The 13,953-nt window shown below is 40.2% G+C and carries 11 protein-coding genes and 1 riboswitch; of the genes, 10 read left to right on the top strand and 1 reads right to left on the bottom strand.

The window, feature by feature from the left end; all coding sequences use genetic code 11:
• Nucleotides 1–148 precede the first annotated feature (148 nt).
• The 9 genes from QT327_RS13765 (at nucleotide 149) to QT327_RS13725 (ending at nucleotide 10,556) form a co-directional block, all read left to right on the top strand.
• Nucleotides 149–835 carry a universal stress protein gene (locus QT327_RS13765; RefSeq protein ID WP_289553089.1) on the top strand — a complete coding sequence of 229 codons (687 nt, stop codon included), beginning with the start codon at nucleotides 149–151 and terminating at the stop codon, nucleotides 833–835.
• A gap of 325 nt (nucleotides 836–1,160) precedes the next feature.
• The gene (gene proB, locus QT327_RS13760) at nucleotides 1,161–2,243 is read left to right on the top strand and encodes a glutamate 5-kinase (protein ID WP_130856007.1); all 1,083 of its coding nucleotides are present in this window, start codon (nucleotides 1,161–1,163) and stop codon (nucleotides 2,241–2,243) included.
• Nucleotides 2,244–2,298: 55 nt separating this feature from the next.
• Complete coding sequence (locus QT327_RS13755; protein ID WP_130856008.1) at nucleotides 2,299–3,546, top strand: glutamate-5-semialdehyde dehydrogenase; 1,248 nt, start codon at nucleotides 2,299–2,301, stop codon at nucleotides 3,544–3,546.
• Nucleotides 3,547–3,612: 66 nt separating this feature from the next.
• A riboswitch (cobalamin riboswitch) is annotated at nucleotides 3,613–3,802 on the top strand.
• Between the two features lie 102 nt (nucleotides 3,803–3,904).
• Nucleotides 3,905–4,765 carry a cell surface protein gene (locus QT327_RS13750; RefSeq protein ID WP_130856009.1) on the top strand — a complete coding sequence of 287 codons (861 nt, stop codon included), beginning with the start codon at nucleotides 3,905–3,907 and terminating at the stop codon, nucleotides 4,763–4,765.
• Nucleotides 4,766–4,771: 6 nt separating this feature from the next.
• Nucleotides 4,772–6,793 (top strand): TonB-dependent receptor plug domain-containing protein, encoded by a 2,022-nt coding sequence (locus tag QT327_RS13745; protein WP_130856010.1) that lies wholly within the window; start codon nucleotides 4,772–4,774, stop codon nucleotides 6,791–6,793.
• A 2-nt stretch (nucleotides 6,794–6,795) separates the two neighbouring features.
• Complete coding sequence (locus QT327_RS13740) at nucleotides 6,796–7,917, top strand: YncE family protein (RefSeq protein ID WP_130856011.1); 1,122 nt, start codon at nucleotides 6,796–6,798, stop codon at nucleotides 7,915–7,917.
• 179 nt (nucleotides 7,918–8,096) lie between these two features.
• A complete protein-coding gene (locus QT327_RS13735) occupies nucleotides 8,097–8,474 on the top strand; it encodes a hypothetical protein (RefSeq protein ID WP_130856012.1) in 378 nt (125 codons plus the stop codon).
• A 30-nt stretch (nucleotides 8,475–8,504) separates the two neighbouring features.
• Entirely contained in the window at nucleotides 8,505–9,098 is a 594-nt protein-coding gene (locus tag QT327_RS13730) for a penicillin-binding protein activator LpoB (protein WP_013666902.1), read from the top strand.
• A gap of 21 nt (nucleotides 9,099–9,119) precedes the next feature.
• A complete protein-coding gene (locus QT327_RS13725; protein WP_041387532.1) occupies nucleotides 9,120–10,556 on the top strand; it encodes a COG3014 family protein in 1,437 nt (478 codons plus the stop codon).
• A 20-nt stretch (nucleotides 10,557–10,576) separates the two neighbouring features.
• On the opposite strand, the gene QT327_RS13720 is transcribed toward QT327_RS13725, so the two are convergent.
• A complete protein-coding gene (locus QT327_RS13720) occupies nucleotides 10,577–12,163 on the bottom strand; it encodes a peptide chain release factor 3 (protein WP_130856013.1) in 1,587 nt (528 codons plus the stop codon).
• 212 nt (nucleotides 12,164–12,375) lie between these two features.
• Here QT327_RS13720 and guaB point away from each other — a divergent pair, with 212 nt between their 5' ends.
• A complete protein-coding gene (gene guaB, locus QT327_RS13715) occupies nucleotides 12,376–13,851 on the top strand; it encodes an IMP dehydrogenase (protein WP_013666899.1) in 1,476 nt (491 codons plus the stop codon).
• Nucleotides 13,852–13,953: the final 102 nt, after the last annotated feature.

Genomic DNA, 13,953 nt, shown 5'->3' with positions numbered 1-13,953 from the left:
CAAAGATATTATTCTTTGCAAATATTTATCCGATCGCATCGATTTCAACAAGTGTTTAAAAAGGGAATGATCTAAGTCATTAAAATATTGAAAAATTAGCGGTAACTTTAACGTAAAGTTGCTTTAGTTAACTTAAAAAATAAAGATTATGAAAATTTTAGTGCCAACTGATTTTTCCATTAATTCCCTTGCCGGTATTCATTTTGCCATACATTTGGCAAATCAAACGGACGCTGAAATTCATTTACAGTTTATATATGTGAATCATTTAGCCAAAGTATTCGCTGTCAAGGAAGATCCTGTTGTTCAAACTTCTCTCACTGAGGATAAGGAACAGTCAGCATATCAGGTAAAACTGGAGGAGTTCGTTTTAGGTATATATAACGAAATGGGAATCCAGCCAAAGCGCTTTTCTGTAGAAGTAATCAGAGGCGTTAGAGCAGACAGTGCCTTGTTAAATTACTGCGCAAAAACTTCGGGTATCGATTATATATGCATGAGCACGAAGGGAGCGGACAAGATAGACCGGCTTTTCGGAACAAATACCGGCAATTTGGTAACAAAATCTGATGTCCCCGTAATTGTTGTACCGCTAGACTATGCAATTCAACCTTTTACCAAGATCGTATATGCATCAGATCTGCAAGATTTTGATGCGGAGATTGAAAGGGTTGTTAATTTTTCTTCCGCACTTAAAACCCCTATTGAAGTACTACATTTTGTTCCGGATCTGGCTCTTATACCGGACAAGTATAATCAACAGGAAGTTGAAAAAAATACAACTATGGCATTACGTTCCATTTTGAGAAAACGAATCCGGTTCATACGCTGTTAAAAAACCTAAGAGATCAGCTGGTGCGCATGAAACCTTCCATTTTAGTCTTATTTACAAAAAGACACAGGTCCTTCTTTCACAAGTTGTTTCTGTCCGACTTAGCAGAAGATTTAGCCTTTCATGCGGTTGTACCGATGCTTGTTATAAATAAAACGTAGCCTTGTATAGAGCTGGCAAATATTAAGGCAGTGTAATTCAAATAATAACAAAGGATAAGCCTTCTGAATATTTTATTGTCATTTTTTTGCCTATTGCGATAAAAAGATGTTAATTTGGAAACCACTAAGCGCCGCTTATTGGTTCCAATAAAATTCAGCTTAAAAAAATGGCATTTAGCTACAAGAGGATTATTGTCAAGATAGGGTCGAATGTGCTAACAAAAGAAAATGGGTTACCGGATTATTCCCGTATTCAGCATCTCGTCGAACAATTAGTCTATTTAAAGAAAAAGGGTATTGAATTGATCGTCGTGTCGTCCGGTGCTGTTGCATCAGGCAGAAGCTTACTTCCCTCGGTAAAAGAAGCTAAACATGCCGTTGCTATAAGACAGGTATTATCTTCCATCGGACAGGTAAAACTTATCAACACCTACTCGCAACTGTTTAACGAACACGAGATGCTATGCGCGCAAGTTTTGGTTACAAAGGAAGATTTTCGTGATCGGGTACATTACTTAAACATGAAAAACTGTTTCCATTCTCTATTACAGAATGATGTAATTCCCATCGTTAATGAAAACGATGTGATTTCGGTAACGGAGCTGATGTTTACGGATAATGATGAATTAGCAGGCCTAATCGCATCTATGTTAAACGCAAATGCGCTGATTATACTATCTAATATAGATGGAATATATAATGGTGACCCCAAACTTCCCGATACGCATATTATAGAAAAGGTTAAACAAAATGAATATAATTTTTCCGCTATTATCAAAGCCGAGAAGTCTACTTTTGGGAGAGGTGGCATGATTACAAAAGCCTCTATTGCGGGTAAAGTTGCAAAACTGGGAATTGCGGTACATATTGCAAACGGCAAACGCGACAATGTGTTAAAAGATCTATTATTTGAAGATTTGGTGCATACACATTTTTTACCGGAAAAACACAAATCCGAACGGAAGAAATGGATTGCACATGCGGAAGGCGCCGCATCGGGTACGGTTCAACTGAACACCGGCGCCAAAGAGGTACTGACTTCCGGTAAAGTTAGCAGCCTTTTGCCTATTGGCATAACTGCTGTATCCGGTGAATTCAAGAAAGGTGATGTTATCAAGATACTCGACGAACACCAGCAAACTATTGGCTGGGGAATTGCTCAATATGGTGCCGACAAAGCGCGCGAACGGATGGGTGTAAAAAATCAAAAACCACTTGTTCATTACGATTACCTGTACTCTGTTTATTAGTTTAATTTTTATCAGGTACCCATTTTAGCGGTAACCCATAAAGGCAAGACAAAAAATGAATTACTTGCAATACTTTCAGCATGCGAAAAACGCACAACAAGAAATGCTACGTCTATCAAATGAAACGATCGACCTAATACTGACTGATCTTGCGAATGAGATTAGAAATAAGACTTCTTTTTTATTGGAAGAAAACCAGAAGGACCTTAATAGGATGCCGACTGATGATCCGAAATATGACCGATTGCTGTTAAGTGAACACCGAATATCAGCAATCGCATCCGATATAGAGCATGTTGCTCATCTTAAAAATCCAATTGGGGGCATCCTTGAAAGTCGCACGCTTCCTAATAAGCTTCATATTGAAAAAGTAAGGGTTCCACTGGGTGTTATAAGCGTCATTTACGAAGCTCGTCCAAATGTAACGCTTGATGTATTCGCTCTCTGCTTTAAAACAGGCAATGTGACGCTATTAAAAGGGGGCAGCGACGCAGCATTTTCTAATACGGCTATTGTTAAAATCATACAAACTGTGCTTGAGAGGCACAATGTATCGCCAAAGGTCGTAACTTTATTGCCTGCCGAACGCGAAGCAACAGAGGCTTTACTACAAGCTGTGGGTTATGTAGACGTACTTATTCCTCGTGGTAGCCAGCAGTTAATAAACTATGTGCGTACCGCGAGTAAGATCCCCGTTATTGAGACAGGCGCAGGCATTGTCCACACTTATTTTGATGTATCTGCGGACGTGGAAAAAGGAAAAGCTATTATTCATAATGCCAAAACTCGCCGTGTCAGTGTTTGTAATTCGCTTGACTGCCTGCTTGTACATAAAGAACGATTAGCTGATTTAGCTTTACTAACGGAGCCTTTATCACATAAAGAAGTTGAGCTCTTCGCCGACGAAGAAAGTTACAGACAGCTTGAAAGTCATTACCCTCAACATTTACTTCGTCAAGCGGAAGAAAGCCATTTCGGAACCGAATTCCTTTCGCTTAAACTGGCCATAAAAGTGGTAAAAGACATTGACGATGCACTTACACATATAGCGCAATACAGCTCTAAACATAGCGAAGCCATTATCGCTGAAAACCCTGAAACAATCGCTCGATTTTTACATACCGTGGATGCTGCCGCGGTATATGCAAATGTTTCTACCGCATTTACAGACGGTGCTCAGTTCGGTCTAGGTGCTGAAATAGGTATCAGCACCCAAAAGTTGCACGCGAGAGGCCCCATGGGCTTGGAGGAACTGACCTCTTACAAGTGGATAGTTAGGGGCGATGGGCAAATAAGAGAATAGCTTAAGATTAGCTATCAAAATACTGATTAGTCATCGTAGCTATTCGCAATGTCGTGCATTTTATCTAAGTTTGTCCTGTTATTTGGTTTTCAATCTAGATTAGATTGAAATGAAAAAGGGAATTTGGTGCAAATCCAAAACTGTCCCGCAGCTGTAAGTTCATTAAACTATGTTTCATTGGCCACTGTACAGGATGTATGGGAAGGCGAAACAATTGAGAACAAGTCAGAATACCTGCCGAATAATAAAAAATCTAGGCTTTCGTGGATTGAAGCATCAGATTAAACTTTACCCTGTATTATACTTATAAACAAGGAGTTATTCTGCCGCTTCTTTTACTGCCTTAACGGATCAAGCTATGTTAAAACGAATCGTTATACGTAAAAGAACTCTTTTTTTCGGCCTTTGTACCGCATGCTTAACACAGGCCTGCTCAAAGAGCGATACCGAACCAACTGATACTGGGCCGATCAAATATGTAACAGAACTCTTTGACTACCAACCGGCACCCGGACAATTTATCAGTCAATCATTAGATAATGAAAACGGCGCGCGAAGCATTCTGAGAGGCAATCAAGGAATCGTTTCTTTGGGCGCTTTTGGGGGATACATTGTTCTGGGGTTCGACCACCCGGTGATTAACGTACCTGATAAAGCAGATATCGCCGTTTATGGTAATTCCATGGACAACTTTGCAGAACCGGGAGTTGTCTGGCTCATGAGAGACGAAAACGGTAATGGGATTCCGGATGATACTTGGTATGAAATCCAAGGAAGTGAATTTGGGAAACCTGGATACGTGCGTGATTATATGGTTACTTATTTTAAGCCTGCTACAGATACTTCCGATATTCTGTGGAAAGATAGCTCAGGAAATGAAGGAAAAATAAAAAGGAATAATACACATCGCCAACTCTATTTCCCGAGTTGGATTGATCAGGACTCCTATTCATTGCAGGGCTCTTTACTCCCTAGCACTAATATTGATCAAACAAACCCCGACTTTATTACGAGCGCGCCATTTGTTTATGGCTATGCAGACAATAGGTATAATGGAGATGAGATAGACATCGCCGATGCAATAGACGAAAAAGGGGTAAAGGTAAATCTTCCTTCTATTAATTTTATCAAGATACAAACCGGTATTTTGGCAGATCTTGGAAGGCTAGGGGAGCTATCCACTGAAATAACGGCTGTAGAAGATCTTAATATTCCTTGATAACACTTGAATAATTATTCACTATACCCTTCTTTTTGGCTTGTCCTTTTTACGCTTTTTCTTACGCGAAATGTAAGTGCGCAAACAAACAAAATGGACACCGTTTCCATTTATGGCACAAAAAACAACCTCACCATTCAATCGGCGGTTCCTGTCCAGATTTTAACTTCTAACGAACTGAAAGGATTAAATAGTTTATCGGTAGCAGATGCCACACGCTTCCTTTCCGGAGTCCAGCTAAAGGACTATGGAGGAGTGGGGGGACTAAAAACTATCAATGTCAGAAGCATGGGGTCCAGTCATACACAAGTACTCTTAGATGGTATTGCTGTAGGCAATATGCAAAACGGACAAGTTGACCTCGGAAAATATTCGCTTGAAAACATAGAACAAATTAGCCTTTACAATGGCGACCGCCAAGCTTTACTACAACCGGCCAAAAGTTTTGCCTCGGCTTCTTATATGTATTTACAAAGTAAAACACCTCAATTTAAAGAAGGCAAAGATTATAATCTAACCGCAGGTTTAAAGCATGGCTCTTTTGACCTAATCAATCCTTCTTTATTAGTTGAAAGAAAAATCAACGAAAATTTAAATGCTACTATCAGCACCGAATATACTCAGGCGAGCGGAAAATATAAATTCCGATTGCAAGACCCAAACTATGATACCGTGGCTTACCGAGAAAACGCCGATATCAAAGCTTTTAGAGCAGAATCAATCATCAATGGAAAATGGTTATCCGGTGATTGGCGTAGTCATGTATACATCTATTCATCTGATAGGGGACTTCCCGACGCAATTATTGCCAATCGATTAAAACCCACAAGTCCGGAGAAAGGACAGCGTCAAAAAGATCGCAATATTTTTTTTCAAAGTTCCTATCGAAAAGAACTCAACCGGTATTCGTTTTTGGTAAATGCTAAATACGCAAATGATTATACGTATTATTTAAACCCCAATATCATTAAGATCGAAGGACCGCTGGAGAATAATTTCAGGCAACAGGAAATCTTTTTATCGTTCGCTAATCAATATAAAGTGACCCGACAATGGGGCCTGTCATTAAGTGCGGACTGGCAATGGAATAAATTAAACGCGAACTTAGACGATTTTGCCTATCCTACGCGATATACTACGCTCTTAGCATTAGCGTCGCAATATAAAGTAGATCGGGTTACCTTTCAATCGAGTTTGTTGGCAACCTTGGTACAAGATCATGCAAAACATGATGCGGGCGCAGGAGTTAAACGCAGGCTGAGCCCCACTTTTTCTATATCCTGGCAGCCCTTTACTTATCAGGATTTCCGAATAAGGGCGTTTTATAAGAACATTTTCCGAATGCCTACCTTCAATGACCTATATTATACTGATATTGGAAACACTTCATTGAGGCCCGAAAATGCCAACCAATTCAATGTAGGTGCAACTTATGGGAAGTCTTTGGCAAAGGCACTGAAATATTTCAGTATACAGGCAGATGTATACTATAACACGATTAACGACAAAATAATTGCCTCCCCGGCCAATAATCAATTCCGTTGGATAATGTATAACTTAGATCGCGTAGAAACAAAGGGTGTCGATGTCCTGGCAAAAGTGGTTTATCAGCCCTTTAAAAAGGCCAATATTACCATGGGATTGAATTATACGTTCGAAGAGGCATTGGATATGACAGAAAATCAGGAAAATCACCAAGCCTTTAATCGCGGACAGCAGATTCCGTATATCCCGAAGCATAGCGGTTCATTAATAGTACAAATGGACTATCGAAGCTTTCGTTTAAATTATAGCTTTCTTTATACCGGTGAGCGGTACAGTCAGGCAGCTAATCGTGCAGACAATTACTTGCAACCTTGGTACACACATGACATTTCAATCGGAAAAGAGGATCTTACCTTTACAGGAAAGGTAAAGCTGAATTTGATGCTGGAAATGAATAACTTTCTCAATCAACCCTACGAGGTTGTTAAAAATTTCCCTATGCCGGGAAGAAATTTCCGTATAAGAATATCATTTAAATATTAAGCATGCGCAATACAGTTACAATATTTTATATTTTCATTGCGATACTCGGTTTTGGGCTTTTGAGTACTTGCAGAAAGGATACAATCCCTTCAGCAGAGGAAACCTTTCGTTTTAGTAGGGGCCTATATTTACTGAACGAGGGTAATATGTCGATGAACAAAGCGTCTCTCGACTTTTATGATTTCACTACCGGAACCTATGAGAGAAATGTATATCAGCGAGCTAATCCATCCGTTGTCTTGGGTTTGGGCGATGTCGGTAATGATATACAACTGTACGGAGGCAAACTATACATAGCTGTAAACGCATCCAATAAAATAGAAGTGCTAGATGCGTTTACTGCCAAACGTATTAAGTCGATTGATCTTATTAACTGCCGCTATATAACAGCCGCACAGGGGAAAGTCTATGTCAGCTCTTATAACGCATCCATATCCTTAAGCCCTAATTCTCCGAACGGAACGGTAGTTGAAATCGATACCATGTCGCTAAACATTTTGAGAGAAGTTTCAGTAGGTCGGCAACCGGAAGGGCTTGCTGTTTCTAACAACAAGCTTTATGTCGCCAATTCAGGCGGATACAATCCGAATACCTATGAGCGAACGTTGTCCGTTATTGATCTGCCAACCTTCAAAGAGCTAAAGAGAATTGATGTTGCCATAAACCTACAACAAGTAAAAGTAGATCAACACGGCAAAATCTACGTAACGTCCAGGGGAGATTATAAAGGCAAGCATTCTAATCTTTTTTTCATCGATCCCTACACGGATCGTATAATAGAACAATTGGATAAACCCGTAAGTAATTTTTGGATTGACGACGAAAAAATATATACCTATGCTACCGAATGGGATAGCGACGCACAAAAGAACACGATTCTTTTTAATTCATTTTTGATTAACGACTTGAATAACGGTTTTCCTTATATAGATACTGACATAGCCGGCCGCATCACCATCCCGTATGGCATCGCCGTTGATGCTAATACTAAAAACGTTTATCTAACGGATGCAAAAAACTATGTTAGTCCAGGAACATTGTATGAGTTCAACGCAACAGGTAGATTATTAAGGTCTTTTGAAACAGGTGATATCCCCGCCCATATGGCTTTTTTGGGGAATTAATCGATCGTATCACTGCGATAGCAAGTACTTTGGGGTGAAAAATCAGAGGTGGATTAATCCTTTGTGTTTAAATATTGTCAAAATTAGCAGAAACACAAAATTATTGCTCGTAAGTAAAAGTTTATTAATAAACATCTATCTTAATTTAATAGCTTTGCTTACATTAAATTTTCTTTGTTATGAACAAGAAGGGTATATTTCAGCTACTTTGCATGACATTCTTGTCATTTGCAGTAGCAAACGCTCAGGAAATAGAATCGGCAGATCAAAACCCAAACTTCAATAGAAGTCTTCAACGCTATGCGAGGCTAAGTGATTCGTTACTTCGTTACCAGGGAGCGACCATTCAACAAACTTACAAGGCGTATGATTGGTACCAGGCAAGAGAAGAGCGAAGAGCCTTACGACGAGAAAGAAGGCATTTAGAGCGAATGGCCAATCCCTACTATAATGATTGGTATTATCCTTCCATTGGATTTGGTTATTACGGCTATAACAATTGGGGTTGGTCGCCATATGTGGGTTTAGGATTCAACACCAGAGGCTTTTGGTATTAACACTTTTAACTTAAAAAATAAAAAATTAAAATGAAACTTAAGCACTTTTTATTTTCCGCCGCTATAACGGCTGCTTCTTTCACTATATTTTCCTGTGCACGCCAAGTCACTCGTGTAAGTCCCGAAGAAACCATAGATATCAGCGGAAATTGGAATAATACGGATTCGAGGATGGTAGCTGACGAAATGACAAAAACGATTCTTGGAGCGGATTGGTTAGCTGATCATCTAGAAAAGCATGCCGGGAAAAAACCAGTAGTAATTGTAGGTATGATGCAAAATAAAAGCCATGAGCATATTGATGCTGAAACCTTTGTAAAAGATGTAGAAAGAGCTTTTATACAAACACAACGGGTACGCTTAGTTCAGGGAGGGAAGAAGCGCGAAGAGCTAAGAGCAGAAAAGGCCGATCAGCAGGAAAACGCTTCGCTTTCTACCATGAAGAAGTTTGGATTGGAAAATGGTGCTGACTATATACTTCAAGGCTCGATCAACTCTATAGTCGATTCACATAAAAGGCAAAAAGTTGTTTATTATCAGGTAGATTTGGAATTGACCGACATCCAAACAAATGAAGTTGTCTGGATTGGAGATAAAAAAATTGCTAAATACGTTAAAAACTAGTAGTTGAATCATCGTTGCAGTATGAAGAAATATTCTAAACAAATACCAATATCATTAATGGGTTTATTTTTGATGGTATTTGTTTATGGCTGTGCAAGTTATAACGAGCGAGTCGCATCATACTACAAAAAAATCGCAGAAGGTGATTACCTGGCAGCAGAAAAAGATCTCGAAAGGAACTCTTTATTAAAGAAACCCCGTAACAAATTGCTGTACTTAATGGAACTTGGCCGTGTTAGTCAATTAAATGGCAATTATGAGGCTAGTAACCGTTATTTTAACGAAGCAGACAGGTTGCTGGAAATCGGTTTAGGGAACACCCGAGATGCGATAGTTGGAACACTGGTAAATCCAATGACGCAAAACTATAAGGGCGAAGACTTTGAAAAGTTTATGATTCATTATTACAAGGCACTCAATTATATATACCTGAATAATACTGAGGAAGCCATTGTAGAGGCCAGACGCATTAGTTTACAAACGCAGGCGCAAGCAGATAAATACAACGATAAGGCCAATAGATATTCTCAGGACGCTTTCTCCCTTATGTTACAGGGGCTTATTTATGAACGTGACCGGGATGTTAATAATGCCTTTATCGCTTATCGAAATGCGGTAGAAGTGTATCTTAAACAAAAGGACACGATCTATTACGATACCCCCATCCCAACCGGTTTAAAATATGATGTAATGCGAATGGCCTACCTTAATGGTTTCGAATCGGAGCTTCAACGTTTTGAGAAAATTTTCAATATGCCTTACAAACATTACCAAGCAGGTGCGGGAGGAGAACTCGTCTTATTCTGGGAAAACGGCTTGGCACCCATTAAGCAACAAGAGGATTTAGTGTTTTCTTTGGTTAAAGGAAGTAATGGTGATTTTGTATTTACCAATGCAGCGGGAACGATTCTTATTCCAATTGATCATGATGTGTACCGTAATAACAGTACCAGTTTGAACGATGTACATAGTGTGCGGGTGGCCTTTCCTAAATATGTCTCAAAACCAGCTTATTTTACGGACGCTTCGATTAACGTTGACAGTAACCATTTTTATTTTGAAAAAGCGGAAGATATCAACGCATTAGCTGTAGAAACATTAAAACAACGTTTTGGCAAAGAAATGGGAAAAACACTTACCCGTTTAGCCATAAAAAAAGGTGCCGAGTACGCATTAAAGGAAAGCGCAAAAGGTTCCGGAAAAAACGGAAAAGACAATGCATTACTGGAAGGATTAGGTTTCGGCGTTCAATTATACAGTCTACTTTCTGAAAAAGCTGACACACGAAATTGGCAATCCCTCCCGAACCAAATACTTTACACCAGGGTTCCACTAAAATTAGGAGAAAACAAAATCGCCCTCCAACTGAAGAGCAAAGACGGCAATTCCCATACCGATACCCTTACTGTAAAGGGCAACGGCAACTTGCAGTTTTTAAGCTATCCAACGCTACGTTAATTAGCTGAATCAAGCTTAACTTACCACTCACTGGTTTCATGAAACACAACATCGGGATACTCACGCATTGTTGAATCAATATCCCACTTGGAGTTTGAAAGGTACACGGGTCTATTTTCCTTATCAAAAGCAATACGATTGGCCTGAGACCGCATGAGCTTTTCCATCTGATTTTGATCATTGGATGTTATCCAACTTGCTTTTGTGAAACTGATTGCCCTAAAATTACATGACGCACCATACTCATGAAGTAAGCGAAATTTAATCACTTCAAACTGAAGCTCACCCACCGTACCAACAAACTTTCTGCTTCCCAGATTTTGCGTAAAAAGCTGCGCCACACCCTCATCCACAAGCTGCGTAATTCCTTTTTCCAATTGCTTCGTTTTCATCGGGTCCATGTTTTCCAGCTCTTTAAAAATTTCCGGAGAAAAGCTTGGAATACCCAAATACTTTAACGTTTCGCCCTCAGTCAATGTATCGCCAATTTTAAAGTTACCAGCATCATATAATCCGATTACGTCACCGGGCCAAGCTTCTTCAACCAAACTCTTGGCATCGGCCATAAAGCTTGTAGGGGACGCAAATTTTAATTTTTTATTGGATCGGATATGTTGATAAAATTTATTACGTTCGAATTTTCCGGAGCATACGCGACAAAAAGCAATACGATCCCGATGGTTTGGGTCTAAATTGGCATGTATTTTAAACACAAAGCCTGTAAATTTTTCTTCGTTGGGCTGCACGGTCCTTTTATCTGTCTCTCGCGCTTGCGGCTCCGGTGCTATTTCTACAAACGTGTCCAATAACTCTTCAATACCGAAGTTATTGATTGCACTTCCGAAAAAGACAGGAGCCAAATAACCTGATCGATAAAGCGTCAAATCAAAAGGTTCATACACGCCTTCTACTAACTCAACCTCATCGCGTAATTTTCTCGCGGCTTTATCCCCCAGTTGTCGCTCAAGTTCAATACTCGACAGATCTTCAACTTCGATAAAGTCGTCAGCGATATTCATTTTATTTTCAGCGCTGAACAATTTTAGCTGTTTTTTGTAAAGATGATAAACACCCGCAAAGGTACTACCAATTCCAATGGGCCAACTAAGTGGGCGGGTAGAAATGTTTAGCTCCTTTTCGATTTCTTCCAATAGGTCGAAAGGGTCCTTGCCTTCACGATCCATTTTATTGATAAAAACCATTACAGGGATATGCCGCATTCTACAAACACTCATTAGCTTCCGTGTTTGTTCTTCAACTCCTTTAACACAATCAATCACCAAAATGACCGAATCAACCGCAGTGAGCGTTCGGTAGGTATCTTCTGCAAAGTCTTTATGACCGGGCGTGTCCAGTATATTTATTTTTCGGTCTTTGTAATTAAACCCCATCACTGAGGTGGCAACCGAGATACCCCGTTGTTTTTCAATTTCCATAAAGTCAGAGGTTGCTGTTTTCTCCGCTTTATTTCTTTTGACCGTGCCAGCTTTCTGTATAGCTCCTCCAAACAACAATAGTTTTTCAGTCAACGTCGTTTTACCAGCATCCGGGTGACTAATGATCCCAAAGATTCTTCGTTTATTTATCTCTATTTGCAAGTTGCTCATCGTTAACAGCGAAATTTAAAGGGGGCAAAGGTAAGGAATATATCGGTAAATATAGCGTTGGATTTTAGCAATACGCAATAGTAATGGATCTCCGAAACTTCCAGTTCAGCACAAAATTACTTTGTATTTACAAAAAGACCGACATTATACGTATAGATTTGAAAAAAATCGTACTTTTGCCTGGCAAATAGTAACCCCTATACATATTTGCCATGCAATTAGATCCAGAAAAATTTGTAGCTGAAGGTCTCACCTACGACGATGTATTATTAATTCCTGCTTACTCCGAAGTATTGCCCCGTGATGTGGATACAAGTACGCAGCTAACGAAAAAGATCAGACTAAATATTCCTTTGATTTCTGCGGCCATGGATACGGTTACTGAGGCAGAACTAGCAATCGCTCTTGCCCAAGCAGGCGGTATCGGTATATTACATAAGAATATGACCAAGGAGGCACAAGCTCATGAGGTGCGTAAAGTAAAGCGATCGGAAAGCGGAATGATCCAAGATCCGGTAACTTTGAATGAAGCAGCGCTTGTTAAAGATGCTTTTACCATCATGAAAGATAATAAAATAGGAGGGATACCGGTCGTTGATGGCGAGAAAAAATTGGTCGGGATTGTTACAAATCGCGATCTACGTTTCCAAAAAGATATGGAAAGACCCATTAGCGAGTTAATGACCAAAGACAATCTAGTAGTAGCCCCCATAGGTACTAACCTTGTTAAAGCGGAAGAGATACTCCAAAACTATAAAATAGAAAAATTACCGGTGGTGGATGGCGAAGGGAAGCTTGTCGGCCTGATTACCTTCAAGGATATTCAGAAATTTAAACATTATCCAAACGCCGCGAAGGATGAGCATGGCCGCCTACTTGTCGGCGCAGCCGTTGGTGTTGCGGCAGATAATTTGGAACGCGTAGCCGAACTTGTTAAAGCCGGTGTAGATGTGATTACCGTAGACACCGCCCATGGTCACTCCAAAGGAGTGATAGATATGGTAAAAAGTGTCAAAAAATTATATCCCGATCTACAAGTAATAGCAGGCAACATAGCCACGGCTGAAGCAGCGATCGCTTTAGCTGATGCAGGCGCCGATGCCGTCAAAGTTGGCATTGGCCCGGGGTCTATCTGTACCACGCGTATTGTTGCGGGCGTTGGTGTACCTCAACTATATGCAGTTTTTGAATGTGCCAAAGCACTTAGAGGACGGAACATCCCGGTAATAGCAGACGGCGGAATCAAGCAAACGGGCGACATCGTAAAGGCAATTGCTGCAGGAGCAAGCACCATCATGGCCGGATCCTTATTTGCCGGGGTAGAAGAGTCTCCGGGAGAAACCATTATCTATGAAGGCCGAAAATTTAAGTCGTATAGAGGAATGGGATCAGTCGATGCGATGGCAAAAGGCTCAAAGGATAGATATTTTCAAGACGAAACAGATGTGGTCACTAAACTGGTTCCCGAAGGAATTGTCGGTCGGGTTCCTTATAAAGGCACCCTTGCAGAGATTGTTTATCAATATATCGGTGGGTTACGAGCCGGCATGCACTACTGCGGCGCTGCAACCATCGAACAGCTACAAGGTGCAAAATTTGTAAAAATAAGTGCTGCCAGTATGCGCGAAAGTCATCCACATGATATAACGATCACAAAGGAGGCTCCGAATTACAATAGCAGACAATAATAAAAAACGATTTAGCAAATAAATAACTGAGCCTGAGGCGCTCCTACCTGCCTCAGGTTTTTTTATTGCCAGCCACTTTATATAACCAAATTGTTAATAAAA

Source organism: Olivibacter sp. 47 (genome assembly GCF_030372825.1).
GTDB classification, from domain to species: Bacteria; Bacteroidota; Bacteroidia; order Sphingobacteriales; family Sphingobacteriaceae; genus Olivibacter; species Olivibacter oleidegradans.
Note: the sequence above shows the minus strand (reverse complement) of the source record. Positions and strands in the feature narration are given on the sequence as shown.